We start from the raw sequence: 17,126 nt of genomic DNA, 5'->3' as shown, positions 1-17,126 counted from the left end.
AAAGGGGGGATGGAGTGTCGTTGACGATAGTTTTCAGCAAAATCATGCCAGCAAAAAATCTATTTCGGCAAGATCTTGCCGAGCAGTCTAGAGGTAGTTTTTCCTGTCGAGATGATGTCGAGACATCTTTTCGTTTAATGTCCGTCGCGGCAAATCTAACTCAGTCATCACCGCCTGAACATCGCCACAATGGCGAATCAAGGCTTGTTCAAGCAATAAACGCTCATGATAACGCATCAATTCCTGCAGTGAGGTATTTTCAGAATTTATTGCGCCTTGATGCGGAGACCGGAGCACCGTTGTCAAACGTTGTCCGATGGGGATCGAAGAGAGAACATACCGCTCAGCAATGTTTTTCAACTCCCGAACATTTCCCGGCCAGTCATGATTCATCATCAGACCGATATCGGCACTCGGCAATGAAACTTCGGGGCGATTGTAAGCCACAGCAGCAAGACTGACAAAATAATTGAACAACAACAGAATATCTTCACCTCGTTCACGTAACGGCGGCACCCGCAATTCAACCACATTAATCCGATAATAGAGGTCTTCACGAAAGGTTCCGGTGGAACACTCCGTCAGCAGGTCCTTACTGGTCGCACTTATCAAACGGATATCAACCGGCTTCGCCTCGTTGCTCCCGACTCTGATCACTTCGCGTTCTTGCAAAGCACGTAACACTTTAACTTGCAAGGGTAGCGGCATGGTTCCGATCTCATCTAAAAAGAGAACTCCCCCCTGCGCATATTCAAAACGACCAATGCGCTGCCGATCAGCACCGGTAAAAGCTCCACGCTCGTGACCAAAGAGTTCACTCTCAAAAATATTCTCAGGAACAGCGCCACAATTAACGGGGACATACTTCCCTTCCCGACGCGCCCCGAAGGCATGCAGGCAACGGGCAACCACCTCTTTTCCGGTCCCGGTTTCTCCCTGTATCAGCACTGGTGCATCAGTATCAGCGACATCAAGGATCTCCTCTCGCAAGCGGCAGATTTCAGGGCTGTTGCCAATCAAACGTTGCTCAATCCCACACACCCCTGCTAAACGACGTCGTAACTCATGGTTCTCCATGACCAAACGACGCTTCTCACACGCACGACGGACAATATCGAGGAGGTATTCTGGGTCAAAGGGTTTTTCAATAAAATCATAAGCCCCCTTTTGCATAGCATCAACGGCCATCTGCACATCACCATGAGCTGTCAATAAAATTACAGGGATATCTGAGTCAAGAGCATAGAGACGGGTGAGAAAGGTCATACCATCCATCTTTGGCATGCGGATGTCGCTGACAACAACTCCGGAAAACGTGCTGGAGAGTTCAGCCAGCGCGGTCGGTGCATCTGCGAAGCTCTGGACATCGCAGCCGGATAGTTCCAGCCACTGCGCTGTCGCTGTGCGCATTTCGACATCATCATCGACTAAATAAACCCGGTTTTCACCTTCTGTCATTCTTTTGCTCCGTTCATTTTTGTATCCGAGGAAGCTTAATGGTAAAACAGGCTCCTCCGTCATCAAGACTCTTACCCTTGATACTGCCGTCGAGATCCGTGATAATCCGATAGGAGATCGAGAGCCCCAAGCCTAACCCCTCACCAACATCTTTGGTCGTAAAAAACGGGGTAAATAACTCCCCCATATTGTGTTCGTCAATTCCAATCCCACTATCGATGATAACAATTTCAACATCCTGCGGCAGGGCAGTGACTTTAATCTGCAACACTTTTTTTTCACTATTTTTCATGGCATCGACAGCATTACGAATCAGATTCACGAGCACCTGTTTTATCCGCACCTGATCACCACTTAAGACTACCGGGGCGGCGGGAACCTCGGTCTGTAAAGAGATGCCAAAATCACTGAACATTGAGGCAGTCATATTTAACGCGCCATCAAGGCAATCCTGAAGCACAACTCGCTCCTTACGCTTCGGAGGAATTTTGTGGGCGAACGTCTTTAGTTGAGCTGTAATCGATGCCATATGTTCGGTCATTCGAGTAATAGCCGAGAAGGTTTCACGGACCTTGCCTGTTTCCCCCCGGTCAAGCAATAGATGGCCACTGGCCGCCTGAGTACGGATAGCGGTGATAGGCTGGTTCAATTCATGAACAATCCCCGCCGCCATATGTCCTAATGCCGCTAACTTCCCAGCCTGAACCAATTCTTTCTGGGTCTCATGCAAAACACTTTCGGTCCGATTCCGTTCGGCAATTTCTGCCTGTAGACGCAGATTCATTGCCTGAATCGCCTCAGCTTGATGTGCCTTCCGTCGTGAAATCTGCTTTTGCCGCCGCTCTCGGCCATATAAAGATAAGGCGAGAAGAAGCAAAGTCAGGACTATCCCGATAATCATCACCGCCTGGCTTCGTTCCTGCACTGGAGCCAACGGCGCCACATGATGGAGTTGCCAACCAAGATCTTCCTGAGGCCGCGAGAGAAACAGATAAAGCGCCTTATCAAAACGGACGATCTTTTGCCCCTCAGCCAAAACCTCAACTGTCTCCAGAGGCAACAATTCAAGAGCTTGAGCCCCGTATTGTCGCCCAGCAAGGATCATAGTTCTCTGGTTTTCAGAGAGTTGCGTCAGCGTCCGGTACTTCCAATCCTCCCGACTGGAGAGGAACAAAACGCCATTGGCATCACTGACCAAAACCGTTTCTCCCCCCTTATGCCAATCATCCTGTAATGGGGTCAGATCAACCTTAGCGATAGTTGCCCCCAGAAACTGGCCATTATCGCAAACCGAATGAGACATGAAATATCCCGGCTTTCCAGTGGTTGCACCGATAGCAAAAAACCGCCCCTTCAATTTGGATTTTGCATCGGTGAAGTAAGGCCTGAACCCATAGTTATGGCCAATATAGGTTTGTGGATCCTGCCAATTGCTCGCCGCCAGAGTGTCGCCCACAGCGCTCATCACGTAGAGAGTATCAGAACCGGCCTCAGCGTTGAGGGATTGCAGATAATCATTCACTAAATCAGCATTAAAGGAAGACTTCAGCAAAATTTTGATATCAATATTCTGAGATAAAACGTAAGGGAGGTAAGCGTACCGGCTCAGAGCTTCATGCAAAGTACCAGAGTACAGTGTCATCCTCTCTCCGCCGACTTTTATCAGCGTATTCAGGGCATCGGTATAAGCCCATCGAGTGGCCTGCCAGACAAGAGTTGTCGCCAGCAGCAGACTGATAATCAACACCCAGAACAAGCTGATATTTCTGAATAATTTCTTCATGAGCAAGCGTAGATCCACCTAAAAAGAGGGTTAAGTGACGGATTAACTTTTGACACTGATGACAAATTTGAGATACCGACCTTCAGGAAAACTCACAGAGCAAGGAAAATCTTCCGGCTGACCGCCGATAAAGATTGTCCTCAAGTCATCACCTGACTGCAAAGCCCCCCGCCGTAACTCTTTCAGATAATCCTCCATAGAGACCTTTTGATGATTACTGGAACTGACGAGAAGGCCACCAGATTCCAAAAGAGGCAAACACGCCAACACCAGCTTTGACGTTCCCCCATGAGTAGAAAAACGACTCTTACTCGTAGTCGAAAAGGACGGGGGATCAAAGAGAATAATATCAAAACAACGCTGCTGTCCCTGCATTTTTGCCAGTTCGGTAAAAACATCATTGACGACAAATTCATGTCGCTTCGGATTAATCCTGTTGATGGAAAAGTTCTCCCGCGCAATATCCAGATACTTTGCCGAAACATCGACACTGGTCACCTTTTGAGCTCCAGCAGCCGCAGCGGCAACAGAAAAGGCACCAGTAAAAGCGAATAAGTTCAGGACCCTTTTTCCTGCAACCCGCTCCGAGAACTCCTGTCGGTTACGCCTCTGATCCGGAAACAGCCCCGTATTGAGACCTTCACGTAAATCAACCAGATAATTCAATCCATTTTCTGTCACCTGCAAAGGGACAGGGGCCGCTGTGCCTGCAATCACCCGGCTGTATTCCTTGCTGCGCCGCTTCGCCTCCAAGGCACGGGTTTCCTGTGGCCTCAATTTACGGTAGACACCCATCGGCTGAAAAACATTGCGTACTGCGGTCGTCAATCGATCCAGATGAACATCCCAGGCAGAAGTGTACAATTGCAGCATCAAATAGTCGCCGTAACGGTCTATCGTTACCCCGGGCAACCCATCGCCTTCGCTATTGAGCCAACGGTACGCATCGGTCTCCTGGAGGCGCGCATGCACACGCAACTGTTTTGCCAAAAGAAGCTTCTCTTCGAACCATTCCACAGTTATTTGAATTTTTTTCCGATCAAGAATTCGCGCTACAATCCGATCTTTGGGATCATACAAAGCCGTAGCCAAATGCTGATTCTTATCATCAACAAGCGCAATCAGATCACCTGCTTCTCCGGAAGGCCACTGTTTTGTATAGCGATCAGCGAGGACCCAAGGGTGTCCCAACTCAAGCATACGAATTGTTTCGGGGCCAACGCGACATTTTTTCATAGAACATCCTTTATTCACACCGACGATATGGATTAAAACCATCGGAATTGTAACTGAGTCAAACCTTGACGCCAAGTGCCAGTTTAAGAATAAGATACTATTTCAGTAGCAGTTTCAATATTAAGCTGTTAATTATTTCCAAAAATATTACAGTACAATGCTATAATGGCGAAGGAATACATAGAAGGAGACCGAATGAACAGCAAATTTAAAAATAGAATTCGTGAGCAGTTCGGTAGAACTGCATCAGCATATGTTGAGGCAACCCATTTTTCCGGGGGCGAAGATCTGGAAGAAGCAGCAAAGCTACTCAAACCTTCCCATGATGACAATATGCTCGACGTTGCCTGTGGTGGCGGTCACATGGCTCTTTTCTTTGCGCCAATGGTCAGACAGGTTGTGGCCTCGGATTTAACTATGCAAATGCTCAAAAAAGCACAAGAGCATATTGCCGAAGAGGGACGCGTTGACAACGTCGTTTTCCGCGAAGCAGATGCAGAAGACCTCCCTTTCCCTGCAGGGTCTTTTACCCTGCTCACCTGTCGCATCGCTCCCCATCACTTTCCAGATGTTCCCAAAGCGTTACGTGAATTTCACCGGGTTCTCCGTCGAGGCGGTCGAATGGCCATCATTGACACCTTAATGCCTGCAGACCCTGAAATCGCAGAATTCTTTCAAACCATGGAAAAAATGCGTAACCCGACCCACATAAAAGCATTCAATGAAGAACAATGGCGTGAAATGATTCAGGATTCTGAACTGATACTCCAAGAGATCCAGATTATTTCCAAAACCCATGACTTTCAAGAATGGACCAAAACCGCAGGACTGAATCGTGCAAAAGTTCAGGAGTTGAATAAGTTTTTCATGGACGCTCCCCAAAAGATCCACGATTATTTTCAAATTGAATCTTTTGCCGGTGAAGTAGAGTCGTACACTGATAAAAAGTTATTGATCTACGCCACCCGGAAAGAGAAAGAAAAACACATCCACCAGAAGACAGCACCAGAAGTTCTAGATGAGATAGATAAACCTTCTGATGCAACGAAAGACTAGGGCAACCTCAGCGGGTTGCCCTAGCAACCTTTAGATTCAATATTGTCCAGCATTATCATTCGGGACAACAAAAATCTCTACACGGCGGTTTTGCGCCTGACCGGACACAGTATTATTACTAGCAATGGGTTCCATCTCACCATGCCCTTCTGTCCCCATCCTTGCAGCACTTACCCCGCGCATAATTAAATAATTGGCAACGGCATTCGCTCTTCTTAGTGAAAGCTCAAAATTGTATTGATCAGAACCAACATTATCCGTATGACCAACCACGACTATCTGGGTCTGAGGATAACGACTCATAATGTCAGCGATCTTTGTCAAGGGTGAGTAAAATGTTGATTTTATATTCGCTGAGTTAAAGTCAAACGAGACCTCACTATTCATCGTCAGCTTAAGAATCTCATTCTGCTGCCGTTCAATTTCTATCTGATGCTGTGCCTGTTCATTTGCCAATTCCTGTTCAAACTCAGTCTGTTGCTTATCCATATAGGCACCGGCTCCAGCACCCAACGCACCACCAGCTGCACCACCGATCAGAGCCCCTCTGAGAGCGCCCCCAGAATGATCATTATGGTATCCGATTAAAGCTCCCGACACCGCGCCGACCAGAACGCCAACCCCCGCCCCTTTCTTCGTATTTTGATGGGTTGTATTAGTTGCACAACCAGCAATAAATAAAAAAACAACCAAAACAGCCAAAAATCTTTGTTTCATAAATACCCCTTTTAACATCTGGAAAATATAACTGTGACTGTTTGGAATTATACTCGATTCGAATTGAAAAAAATAGCGCCCTCCGTACAGACAAAACAAAATCCATAAAAAAAGGGAGGCCCCAAACGGGACCTCCCATAAACAAAGAACAATAAAATCTAACTCGCTTACTTGATACCAGCAGCAGCCTCAAGCATGTCAGTCGTAACAGACTTAGGACGCTCAATGGCATAACCAAGGGCACGGTCCCAAGTGATATTTGGCAAGCAACCAAGGGCACGACCGATACCGAACAGAACGGTATAGAATTCGTACTGGGTAACACCATAATACCATTGAATAACGCCCGACTGAGCATCAACATTTGGCCATGGGTTTTTAGCTTTCCCTTGTTCAACCAGAATATCTGGTGTGACATCAAAGATCATGCTGACCAATTTAAACAGTGGGTAATCTTTGAGACCTTCAGTGTTGAGGCAGAATTCACGCTGTGAGGTATAACGTGGATCAGTTTTCCGCAGAACAGCATGACCGTAACCTGGGATAACCTGGCCGCTGTTAAGGGTAGCCCAAAGAGCTTCTTTAAGTTGTTCTTCGGTGGGTAGTTCGCCACCCAGTTTGGCCATGAAGTTTTGTGTCCAACGAAGAACTTCTTCGTTAGCCAGACCATGTAAAGGACCAGCAAGACCGTTGATACCAGCACTGTAGGCATAGTATGCATCTGACAAAGCAGAAGCAACCAGGTGAGTGGTATGTGCAGAAACGTTACCGGACTCATGATCAGAGTGGAGGATGAAATACATCCGGGCCACATTTTTGTAATCTTCGCTTTGACCAATCATATGAGCGAAGTTACCACCCATATCCAGATCAGGATCGGCATCAATATGAGTGTCACCTTTGTACTTCATCCGATAGATATAAGCACCGATAGGACCAAGTTTAGCCATCAGGTTTGTGGAATCCTCATACATATCTTCCCAGCAAGTCATTTTATTGAATTTGCCAGCAGCGTAGTTGTTAGAGAAGACCGAATCACGTTGCATTGCCAAAATAGCAGAAGAGAACATAACCATTGGATGGCTGTCACGTGGCAGAGCACGAAGAACATCAATAACATATTGAGGAACCTGGGAACGGCTCTTCCAGTCTTCAACGACTTCGAGAGTTTGTTCCATCGTTGGAATGTCGCCGGTCATCAGCAGATACCAGAAACCTTCGACGTAAGGATAGTCACTACCAGGAACCTTGGGCAGCGCAGCAAAGGTTTCAGGAATAGTGTAACCACGGAAACGAATCCCTTCCATTGGATCCAGATAGGAGATATCAGTAACCAGACACTTGATACCACGAGCTCCACCGATAGCCTGACCGATAGTAGATTCACCGAGACTCACATCAGCAAATTCTTTAGCCAGTCGAGTTGTGCGGGGGCGATGCGCAGCAATCTTTTCTGCTAGAACCTTTTTCAAAGTTGACATACTCTCTCTCCTTTTTTTGGACGTTAAATAAACAATCGAGAAGCCCATCTGGGCCAAGAAAGAAATTCCGCAAAGCGGAAATATCGAACTGCACAAAAAAACATCTTTTTATGCAGGCTATAAAACTAATTTTGAAGTGGGTTTACAGACCCTTTTTCTCAAGTCCGTAAACCTTCTTTCGCCTAAATTCACAAATATTGTTCTAGCAATTCACTTCCCCATTGTCAAGCGGTAAATTGTATACAGTATTCAATTTTATACTCCTAAAAGTTGTGTGGGTTCAGACCACATAACAGGTGTTTTTTCCTTGCCACTCAGGCCCAGAGAGCATAAAATGCCTAATAATTATGCATACACAACCTATTCAAATAAAGTCACTGCAACTGGTTAATCCTGTCATCCTCGCACCCATGGCAGGGATCACCAACCTACCTTACCGCAGAGTGATGAAATCCTTTGGCGCCAGCCTGGTTTTTTCAGAAATGATAAGTGCTAACGGGTTGATCCGTGATGGCAAGAAAACCCGGTTACTTCTGACCTCGCATAAAGATGAATTTCCCCTTGGGGTTCAGCTGTTTGGAGAAGATCCCATGGTTCTTTCCAAAGCGGCTGAAAGCATCAAGGATGAAACCACCTTACTGGATTTAAACATGGGCTGCCCAGTTAAAAAAGTGGTGCGGAACGGAGCAGGAAGCGCCCTCCTTCAAGAACCGCTCAGGGTGGCACAAATCGTAGCTGCGGTTCGCAAGGTCTACCCCGGCCCATTGACAATAAAAATACGTTCAGGTTGGGACGAACAATCTCTTAATTTTTTAGAAATCGGTCGCATCGCCGAAGCAGAAGGAGTTGATGCTATCACCCTCCATCCCCGTCCTCGAAGCCAAGGCTTCTCAGGAAGTGCGCGCTGGGAACACATTACCGCACTAAAATCGGAGCTAAATATACCAGTGTTTGGAAGTGGCGATATTTTCAATCCTGAAGATGGTATTGCGATGCTTCGGAAGACCGGTTGTGACGCTATTATGATAGGTCGTGGGGGATACGGTAATCCGTGGCTAATCCGACAAATCATTGAACAACTGGCGGGTAAGCCAGTGACAATTCCCACGCCACTGGAAAAGTATCAGACCGCATTACAACACCTGCAATTACACCACGACCAATTCGGAGAAAAAAAAGCTATTTTAGAAATGCGCAAACATCTTTGCTGGTACACACGGAGTATGGAAGGTGCTGCACTTTTCCGCGCCTCTTTACAAAAAACCGAACAGCTTGATCACATTCGAGAACTCGTCAGGATTTTCTTTTCTCAAGCTGAGGCCGCATGAATAGATTGTCACACCAAGAATATGCCTTGATTTTAGAAAATATTGATGACGCAATCATTGCCGTCGATATGCAAGGGATGATCACCTATTTTAATGCTTCGGCGCAGCTTTTTTCTGGATTATCAGAGAAACAGTCCATCGGTCAATCGTTTTTTGAGTGCTTTAAAACCCAGAAAACTCTCTGTTATCTGGCACGGACGACCCTTGAAAATGGACGTTCCATTTCCAGCCATGAAACCATAACCTTGAGAACGTCAAACTCCAAACAACATCAGGTCAGTGTCACCGCTTCACCTATCTTTCCAGCTTCCGCTCCACAACAAGGAGCGGTCATTGTCCTTCATGATCTAACCCGGGTTCGCTCTTTGGAAGGTGCGGTACGGAATGCCGATCGCCTGGCAATGATCGAAACAATGGCTGCTGGCTTGGCGCATGAGATTAAAAATCCCCTTGGCGGCATCAAAGGTTCTGCACAACTCTTACAGATGGAACTGGAAGGCAACGATGAATTGCAGGAATACACGCAACTCATTGTGCGGGAAACAACACGGGTCAATCGCATCATTGAAGAATTACTGAACCTTTCTCGTCCACGAAAAACTCAACTTGAATTTGTTAATATCAGCCAGATTCTCAATGAAATTATAACTCTACAGAAGAATACGGTTAGTGATCGTGGCATCGTCTTTGCCTGGGAACTGGATCCGAGCATCCCAGATATTCCGGGAGACCATGACTTGTTAATGAGACTGTTTCTGAACCTGATCAAGAACAGCTGTGAAGCGACACAGGATCATAGTAAGATTACCATCGCGACCCGCATTGACACTGAATATCATTTACGACTTCCGGATACCCGTCCTACTCCTATGGTTCAAGTATCCATCAGCGATCAGGGACCAGGCATCTCGATTCCGGAACTGGAGAAAATCCTCACCCCCTTCTATACGACCAAAGAGAGCGGCAACGGTCTCGGACTCCCCATTTGTCAAAAAATCATTACTGATCATGGCGGAATGTTAGAATTCATCAACAGAGATGAAGGGGGAACTCAGGTAAAAGTTTCACTGCCGTTACTCCGCAATCAAAGCGAGGATAAAACCGCTAAAGGATAAATCGCATGGCTATTCAACGTATTCTTGTCGCTGACGACGAAGAAAGCATCCGCTGGGTTCTATCTAAAGCCTTGAAGAAACAAGGATTCAGTGTTGACCTTGCTGAAGATGGCTCACAAGCCAGAAGTCTGGCACAAAAGAACCACTATGATCTGGCTATTTTGGACATTAAAATGCCTGGGGTTCAAGGTCTAGATTTACTTAAGTTGTTTCGTGCTGAATCGCCAGACACCTTGATTATTATCATGACGGCTGAGGCAACGATGGAAAATGCTGTCTCCGCCATGAAACATGGTGCTTATGACTACCTGACAAAACCTTTTGACCTGACGGCCCTCGATGCCATCATTCTCAAAGCAGAAAAAGCGGCGGATTTGACAGGGAAAATTGATCATCTCAAAGAGGAATTACAGGATCATTACAGCGTTGGGCGGGCGATCATCGGCAACAGTCAAGCGATGCAGGATATCTACAAAATTCTCGGTCGAGCCGCTGGTTCTGACGTCACTATTCTGGTCACTGGAGAGAGTGGCACCGGCAAAGAACTGATTGCCCGGGCAATCCACGTTAACAGTCAACGACTTGGCAAACCATTGATCGCTTTAAATTGTGCTGCCATTCCCCACGAGTTACTGGAAACTGAGTTATTTGGTCATGAGCGGGGAGCTTTTACTGGGGCGACAGAACGTAAAATCGGAAAGTTTGAACAAGCTAACGGGGGCACTCTCTTTCTGGATGAAATCGGCGATATGCCTTTGGAATTACAAGCAAAACTTTTACGAGTCCTGCAAGAAAAAGAGATCACCCGCACCGGGGGGAACCAGACAATTCAAGTTGATGTGCGGATTGTCGCCGCCACCAATCAGGATATTCTTTCACGGGTCAAAGAGAAACAGTTCCGTGAAGATCTTTATTATCGACTCAATGTTGTCCCAATCAAGATGCCTCCGCTGCGCGAAAGGCGTGATGATATCCCCTTGCTAGCCGATTTTTTTCTACAGAAATCCAAGCAGGATCTCGGCATTGATGCCATGGAGTACAGCGAAGAATTATTAGAACTATTCAAAACCTACAACTGGCCAGGGAATGTTCGAGAGTTAGAGAACAATATTAAAAGAGCAGCCCTCCTCTCTCCGAATCAGGTCCTGACCCCATTGGATTTTCCAGATTTACTCGAAGGGAAAAAATATCAACGCCAAGACGAGTCGCTAGAAACCTTGGTTGCACAAAAACTTGAAAATTCGCTCTCCCAGATGAATCTTCACGAGATGGACACCCTTTACGAAATGGTCCTCCATCAGGTCGAACGCCCTCTGATTAATATCGTCTTGCAAAAAACCCGTGGCAATCAGATCAAGGCAGCTCAGATCCTTGGGATTAACCGTAACACGTTACGAAAAAAGATAAAGACCTTGGAAATTGACGTCAAACGTGGTGACGCATAGACAACTGACAATTTATCCGGACTGCATTTTTAAATGCAGTCCTGCCTATACCATGGACACTCCGATTAATAGCTGTCATCCCGTTGAGCCTGATTTTCAAAACGGGTAAATTCGCCCCGGAAGGTCAGGTGGACGGTACCGATTGGACCATTTCTCTGTTTACCGATAATCAGCTCAGCATCCTTATCATGCCCCTTTTCACAGGTTCGCTCACGGCTTTTACAATCTTCGCAATACACCGCTTCACGATAGACAAACATGATAACGTCAGCGTCCTGCTCAATCGCACCAGATTCACGTAAATCTGCCATCATCGGGCGCTTATCGGTCCGGCTTTCCAGAGAACGGTTCAACTGTGACAGTGCAACAACCGGCAATGCCAACTCTTTGGCTAGCGCCTTGAGAGAACGGGAAATCTCAGAAATTTCCTGCTGCCGACTTTCGGGGTTGCTACCACGCATCAGTTGCAAATAATCGACAATGATCAATCCCAATCCATGCTCAGCTTTCAAACGTCGCGCTTTGGAACGTAACTCCAGCACGGAAATCGCTGGGGTATCATCAATAAAAAGTTGGGTCTCATTTAATTGACCTGCAGCCATCGTCAGCTTCGGCCAATCGGATTCGCCCAAATGTCCGGTGCGCAACCGACCAGCATCGACCTTTGCCAAAGAACAGAGCATCCGTTGCACCAGTTGCTCTTTACTCATCTCCAGCGAGAAAATCACTGCCGGGACCGGATTGTCGGCATGGGTGGTTGCATATTCCACCAGATTCAGCGCAAAAGCGGTCTTCCCCATAGAAGGACGGCCTGCGACAATAATTAAGTCACTAGGTTGCAACCCGGCCGTCATCTTATCCAGATCGTGATAGCCTGTCGGCACTCCGGTCACCAGTTCTTTACGTTCGTAGAGGGCCTCTATCGACTTAAAAGTGTCTTTAAGAATATCCCGCACCGGAAAATAAGAGGGCCGCATTCTGTTTTCAGAGATTTCGAAGATCGATTTTTCGGCCTGATCAAGGATCTCTTCCATATCCCCGCCGTCATAACCACGGGTTGCAATAGCCGTTGAGGCCTCAATCAATTTTCGCGCAACGGATTTTTCTTTTACCAGTTTACAGTAATAGCTGATATTGGCAGCCGTCGGGACATAATCGACCAGAGTCGCCAGATAGGTGCTGCCACCCACCTCTTCAAGCTCACCACGATCTTTAAGAACAGCGGTTAAAGTGACCAGATCTGCCGGTTCACTTTTTTCGGAGAGGAGGATCAATGCGCTGAAAATTTTCCGGTGGCTGCCACGGTAGAAATCATCAACTGTCAAGAACTCCAATGCCCGGTTAAGGGCCTCGTTTTCGAGCAACACCCCCCCGAGCACTGACATTTCAGCTTCTAGATTTTGTGGTGGTAAACGATGTCCGTGTTTCTCTTCCATAACAACTCCTGAATTCAATAGATCTGGCAGGATATCAGAGTCGGGATGATTTAAAAAGGATGAAGACCGTCAGGGGAAAAGAATAGGACGAGCCACGTTTAAAAGACGAACAAAATAGATGGTTAATCTTTTTTCATTCGAGAGACGTAAAAGGGGCGCGAACAAGAAATCCGCACCCCGAACCTGTTACGCTAAAACCTTAGAGTGGATCGATATCCTCACTCAACCAACGCTTCGAATAGGTTGCGAGCCAATCTCCTGCATCTAGGAAACCACCCCCCAAATCAGAGCGATATGAAAGATTTCCCGTAGAAAGGTCATTCACCCCCTTTGATGACATCACCACGTTGGCTTGCTTCTCACTTGCTTCAGCCTCCGAGGGAATGGACCAGAGGGAGTACCAATTCTCAGCTGAGCTGAGGTCGGGCATCATCAGAGAATTCTCTGTTCCCTGCCTGCCAACGGTGACTATAGTCGTCGTAGAGTAATCAATACTGTTTGCTGTGCCGTTGAAGTAACTGACATAGGCAACAGTGTTTGCAGGAGTTTCATCCCAACTCATACCTGGCAACATCGAACCGCTACTGGTATCGGCAACATGCTGAAGTTCAAGAGGGACCAAGATGCTAAGATCCAGGTCTTCATCAAAAGAGAAACCCGGGGAAGCGAAACCTTTAGAATAAAAGAGTGATGATTCCTCATCAAGATCAATGCCAAGCTCGAGCAGGTAAAAACCGCCGGGCGCAACGACAGATAGATCTTCAGGAGCAGAGTATCTGACAAACGTTGCCCCTTCGTTAGATTCATAGCCCATAGAAACCAGTGTTTTGTTCGCGGTTTGCAGATAGACTTCGAAACCATCCGTCTGAACACCGTCGTCAGAAAAATAGCCACTCGGATTGAAGGTAAAAGTATATGATGAGTCAAGGGAAACAACATCTTCAGCTGTGCCAAAATCAACATCTGTCTGCGCCGATGCCTCAAACGTCCTCACGATCATCTCTGAAGGGTAATTAACATTATTGGGGGTTCGAGTCACTACGAGATCATATGGGACGGTTTCTGGAGAGAAGATGATTGGATTTGAATCCCAGACAGTGTCATAGTCACCACCAACATAAACCTTTCCCCAATCATCACCAAGAGAACTTTCTGCCACAGTAACCTCTAAAGACGTTTCGTCCTGATCGAAAAAAGTCCTTAAGTCAAAACTGGGGATCTCATTCGTAGTGGTCTGCAAGGTGGTTGTGTAGACACTTTGATCCTCTGCATTGGCGATAAGTATGGCTAAACCGTATCGGCCGGCAGAGTCAGTCACCGGTGGAGTGAAGATAAGATCATCAGGCATCTCAATCTCCTCCCATTCACCATCACCGTCCTGAAATGCGATCCATTGTGCGTCTTCAATAACCAAAGTTGACTTGCCACCATCCGAATCGCTACATCCGCTAACAGAAAGAAGAATCAACACAAAGGTCAGCAAGAAGAAAAGCTGTCGAAATCGTAATCTTTGTTCGATAACATCTTTCGAGAACTCAGCCTTAGGTATCTCGCCTGTTGCCTCTGAAAAAAGATGGCATGATGATTTCTCCACCGTTGCAAAAAATCGTGATTTGTTCATGAATACCTCCTATTTTATGGTGATGCTACATACTACCTAAAAGCCCGATCTCAATATCAATAGAGATCAGGCTATGTTCTTGGTCATTGTGGCAGTTCCATTAAATATTACTAAAACCTTTGACTTAGACACCAGGCAGATACAGATTAGTGCATGAGCTTTGCTCGTCCGAGAGTCAAAACACGGCACCTCTGCTTTGAGCAACATGCCGTGCCGATGCTCATAATTATACCTCAAAAAAACAACAACAAAAGCGTTGTCGCAAGAAAGTTAAATAGCATTTATTATAGCAAGAAAATAAAAAGGGGCAAGTTTTGTCTTAATGGAGGGTAAAACTTAATAAATTCTTCTGTGCAATCTTTCACAGCAAATTGTCAAACTGTCTGTTCAGTTGTTTCCTGACGAGGAAGCGTAAACCTTCAGGCCGATGATGCCGACAACAATCAAAAACAAGCAGACGATCCTCATGATCTCCTTGGACTCACCAAAAAGAAACATGCCCGTTATCGCCACACCTACGGCGCCAATCCCTGTCCACACGGCATAAGCAGTCCCTATTGGGATTGATCTCATAGCAACTGAGAGCAAACCAAAACTAATAGCCATTGCAGATACCGTCAGCAAGGACGGAACGAACTTAGTGAATCCTTCAGTATATTTAAGACCAACCGCCCAGCCACACTCAAAAACCCCTGCAACAACCAGATAAAACCACGCCATGACTTGTTACTCTATCCTTTCACATCAAGTAAATTTACGAATTATAGCAACCAAAGGGGATCATACAGGTTTCTTACCTTTTGTGGCATGACAAAAGTGTGGGACGAAGAGCCGCACAAAACGTATTTTCCACCTTATTGTTTTGGCGTAAGTCGAAGCAAACGGCCATCATCCCCGTCCTCCAGAACCCAGATAGCACCTTCAGGTCCCTGTTCAACCTCACGGATGCGTTGATCCATAGCAAAACGTTCGACCTCTTTGGCCTGATCTCCATCGATTTGAATCCGTATTAATGATTTTGATCTCAGCCCACCGATAAAAGTATTCCCCTGCCACTGCGAAAATATCGCGCCAGAATAGATGATCAGCCCCGATGGTGCAACAGTAGGGATCCAGTAGACCTCAGGGGCATGAAACTCTGGTCGCGTATCATGGTCGGGAATAGGAATTCCGGAGTACTGGTCTCCCCAGGAGACAATTGGCCAACCATAATTATCACCAGCAACGATCAGGTTAAATTCGTCACCATGTCTGGGGCCCATTTCATGAGTCCACAGCTGTCCTTGTTGATCAAAAGCAATCCCAAGCAAGTTGCGGTGCCCAAGCGACCAAAAAGTTTTCGCCAGTTCTCCCTTATCTTGAAACGGATTGTCAGGCGGGACGGTGCCATCGGCATTGAGGCGGATAACCTTACCCAGATTTTGCTCCCAACTCTGCGCAGGGGCCTGTTTTTGTCGTTCCCCAGAAGTGATAAATAAGTAGCCATCTGGATCGAATGCCAGTCGGTGAGAATAATGGCCACTCCCTGAGACTTTGGGAGTTTGCCGCCAGATGACCGTAAAGTTTTCCAGGTGCGGCGATGTGGCCGCCGGATCAAGTTGAGCTCGTGCGACAACGGCGCCCCGATTTCCTGCCCCATCCTGTTCAGCGTAGGATAAATAGATCCAATGGTTTTCTTTATATTGAGGATGAAGCACGATATCACCCAACCCGCCCTGACCGCTGTAAGCGACTTCGGGTAAGCCTTTGACTGACACTTTGGAATCGTCATCCAGATCGACCAAAAGCAATGACCCTTGTTTTTCAGTGACCAGCAAGTTTCCACTCGGCAAAAAAGTCATAGCCCAAGGCTCATTAAATGAGCCAAAACTCTCATATTCAAGAATTGAACCCGCATTCCCTTTAATCGTGTTTCCAAATAGCCATGCATAAGCGTTGCTTGAAACCAGGAGACATAAAAGGGATAGATAACTGATTAAACGTAGTGATTGCATAATCCTCTCCATTTCAAAGTTGGCATAAAATGGTGTTTAGATGATTCTACCATTTTCTACACTTTTGAGTATTGGGGGTGGAATTTTTCTAGTGTTAGGCTCCCCTCCCCCGTGTGACGCAGCCGGAATGAAACAGCTGATTTGAGAATCAGAGCGGCAAATGTTTGAGGGCGACAGCCAGAGTTTTTGCCGCTCATCAAAGCAGCTGTGGAAGGGAGGGAACCCGTAGGGCAAGGAGGTCAGGTGCCTTTTTTTGCTGACTTTTTTGTGGCACGACAAAAAAGCCAGGCGTCGGGCAGGGCCGCAACCCCGCGACCTTATGGGTTATCACACAAAGTCAGAGAAGAACCGGCGGGTCTCGTCCCGCCAGACGAGTGACTTTTCTATCACGACATAGAAAAGGCACCAAAAGAGGTCGCCCCAATACCAGCGCCTGCCAAGGCAGGTTCCTTCCGC

The 17,126-nt window shown here is 46.7% G+C and carries 13 protein-coding genes; 4 read left to right on the top strand and 9 right to left on the bottom strand.

The window, feature by feature from the left end; genetic code table 11:
* Nucleotides 1–87: 87 nt before the first annotated feature.
* From BLU87_RS05410 to BLU87_RS05400, 3 genes are read right to left on the bottom strand one after another with little or no spacing between them, the layout of a single operon-like run.
* Nucleotides 88–1,458 (bottom strand): sigma-54-dependent transcriptional regulator, encoded by a 1,371-nt coding sequence (locus BLU87_RS05410; protein WP_092345530.1) that lies wholly within the window; start codon nt 1,456–1,458, stop codon nt 88–90.
* Between the two features lie 13 nt (nt 1,459–1,471).
* Complete coding sequence (locus BLU87_RS05405) at nt 1,472–3,241, bottom strand: ATP-binding protein (RefSeq protein WP_092345528.1); 1,770 nt, start codon at nt 3,239–3,241, stop codon at nt 1,472–1,474.
* A gap of 42 nt (nt 3,242–3,283) precedes the next feature.
* Nucleotides 3,284–4,477 carry a class I SAM-dependent rRNA methyltransferase gene (locus BLU87_RS05400; RefSeq protein ID WP_092345526.1) on the bottom strand — a complete coding sequence of 398 codons (1,194 nt, stop codon included), beginning with the start codon at nt 4,475–4,477 and terminating at the stop codon, nt 3,284–3,286.
* Between the two features lie 195 nt (nt 4,478–4,672).
* Here BLU87_RS05400 and BLU87_RS05395 point away from each other — a divergent pair, with 195 nt between their 5' ends.
* Complete coding sequence (locus BLU87_RS05395; RefSeq protein WP_092345524.1) at nt 4,673–5,533, top strand: class I SAM-dependent methyltransferase; 861 nt, start codon at nt 4,673–4,675, stop codon at nt 5,531–5,533.
* Between the two features lie 36 nt (nt 5,534–5,569).
* Here the strand turns inward: BLU87_RS05395 and BLU87_RS05390 are convergent, their stop codons facing one another.
* Nucleotides 5,570–6,250, bottom strand: a complete 681-nt coding sequence (locus BLU87_RS05390) for a YiaD family glycine zipper/OmpA-like lipoprotein (protein ID WP_092345522.1) — start codon at nt 6,248–6,250, stop codon at nt 5,570–5,572.
* A gap of 167 nt (nt 6,251–6,417) precedes the next feature.
* Nucleotides 6,418–7,731: a citrate (Si)-synthase gene (locus BLU87_RS05385; RefSeq protein ID WP_092345520.1), complete on the bottom strand. Its 1,314-nt coding sequence runs from the start codon at nt 7,729–7,731 to the stop codon at nt 6,418–6,420.
* 347 nt (nt 7,732–8,078) lie between these two features.
* Here BLU87_RS05385 and dusB point away from each other — a divergent pair, with 347 nt between their 5' ends.
* From dusB to BLU87_RS05370, 3 genes are read left to right on the top strand one after another with little or no spacing between them, the layout of a single operon-like run.
* Nucleotides 8,079–9,059, top strand: a complete 981-nt coding sequence (dusB, locus tag BLU87_RS05380; protein ID WP_092345518.1) for a tRNA dihydrouridine synthase DusB — start codon at nt 8,079–8,081, stop codon at nt 9,057–9,059.
* Nucleotides 9,056–10,174: a two-component system sensor histidine kinase NtrB gene (locus tag BLU87_RS05375; protein ID WP_092345516.1), complete on the top strand. Its 1,119-nt coding sequence runs from the start codon at nt 9,056–9,058 to the stop codon at nt 10,172–10,174. Before dusB ends, BLU87_RS05375 begins: the two co-directional genes overlap by 4 nt.
* Before the next feature lie 5 nt (nt 10,175–10,179).
* Nucleotides 10,180–11,619, top strand: coding sequence for a sigma-54-dependent transcriptional regulator (locus tag BLU87_RS05370; RefSeq protein ID WP_092345514.1), 1,440 nt, complete (start codon nt 10,180–10,182; stop codon nt 11,617–11,619).
* Between the two features lie 65 nt (nt 11,620–11,684).
* Here BLU87_RS05370 and dnaB read toward each other — a convergent pair whose 3' ends face one another.
* The 4 genes from dnaB to BLU87_RS05350 all read right to left on the bottom strand — a co-directional run bounded on the left by dnaB (nt 11,685) and on the right by BLU87_RS05350 (nt 16,670).
* Entirely contained in the window at nt 11,685–13,055 is a 1,371-nt protein-coding gene (dnaB, locus tag BLU87_RS05365; RefSeq protein WP_092345512.1) for a replicative DNA helicase, read from the bottom strand.
* Nucleotides 13,056–13,254: 199 nt separating this feature from the next.
* The gene (locus BLU87_RS05360) at nt 13,255–14,676 is read right to left on the bottom strand and encodes a hypothetical protein (RefSeq protein WP_092345510.1); all 1,422 of its coding nucleotides are present in this window, start codon (nt 14,674–14,676) and stop codon (nt 13,255–13,257) included.
* A gap of 387 nt (nt 14,677–15,063) precedes the next feature.
* The gene (gene sugE / locus BLU87_RS05355; RefSeq protein WP_092345508.1) at nt 15,064–15,396 is read right to left on the bottom strand and encodes a quaternary ammonium compound efflux SMR transporter SugE; all 333 of its coding nucleotides are present in this window, start codon (nt 15,394–15,396) and stop codon (nt 15,064–15,066) included.
* Between the two features lie 134 nt (nt 15,397–15,530).
* Nucleotides 15,531–16,670: a PQQ-dependent sugar dehydrogenase gene (locus tag BLU87_RS05350; RefSeq protein WP_092345506.1), complete on the bottom strand. Its 1,140-nt coding sequence runs from the start codon at nt 16,668–16,670 to the stop codon at nt 15,531–15,533.
* Between the last annotated feature and the right edge of the window lie 456 nt (nt 16,671–17,126).

It is taken from the genome of Desulfuromusa kysingii (assembly GCF_900107645.1).
In the GTDB taxonomy this organism is placed as follows: domain Bacteria; phylum Desulfobacterota; class Desulfuromonadia; order Desulfuromonadales; family Geopsychrobacteraceae; genus Desulfuromusa; species Desulfuromusa kysingii.
Note: the sequence above shows the minus strand (reverse complement) of the source record. Positions and strands in the feature narration are given on the sequence as shown.

Coding starts and splice junctions, on each gene's coding strand:
- BLU87_RS05405 (WP_092345528.1), bottom strand. CDS start 3,241: ATGAAGAAATTATTCAGAAATATCAGCTTGTTCTGGGTGTTGATTATC.
- sugE (WP_092345508.1), bottom strand. CDS start 15,396: ATGGCGTGGTTTTATCTGGTTGTTGCAGGGGTTTTTGAGTGTGGCTGG.
- BLU87_RS05375 (WP_092345516.1), top strand. CDS start 9,056: ATGAATAGATTGTCACACCAAGAATATGCCTTGATTTTAGAAAATATT.
- BLU87_RS05385 (WP_092345520.1), bottom strand. CDS start 7,731: ATGTCAACTTTGAAAAAGGTTCTAGCAGAAAAGATTGCTGCGCATCGC.
- BLU87_RS05400 (WP_092345526.1), bottom strand. CDS start 4,477: ATGAAAAAATGTCGCGTTGGCCCCGAAACAATTCGTATGCTTGAGTTG.
- dnaB (WP_092345512.1), bottom strand. CDS start 13,055: ATGGAAGAGAAACACGGACATCGTTTACCACCACAAAATCTAGAAGCT.
- BLU87_RS05410 (WP_092345530.1), bottom strand. CDS start 1,458: ATGACAGAAGGTGAAAACCGGGTTTATTTAGTCGATGATGATGTCGAA.
- BLU87_RS05395 (WP_092345524.1), top strand. CDS start 4,673: ATGAACAGCAAATTTAAAAATAGAATTCGTGAGCAGTTCGGTAGAACT.
- BLU87_RS05360 (WP_092345510.1), bottom strand. CDS start 14,676: ATGAACAAATCACGATTTTTTGCAACGGTGGAGAAATCATCATGCCAT.
- BLU87_RS05350 (WP_092345506.1), bottom strand. CDS start 16,670: ATGCAATCACTACGTTTAATCAGTTATCTATCCCTTTTATGTCTCCTG.
- dusB (WP_092345518.1), top strand. CDS start 8,079: ATGCATACACAACCTATTCAAATAAAGTCACTGCAACTGGTTAATCCT.
- BLU87_RS05390 (WP_092345522.1), bottom strand. CDS start 6,250: ATGAAACAAAGATTTTTGGCTGTTTTGGTTGTTTTTTTATTTATTGCT.
- BLU87_RS05370 (WP_092345514.1), top strand. CDS start 10,180: ATGGCTATTCAACGTATTCTTGTCGCTGACGACGAAGAAAGCATCCGC.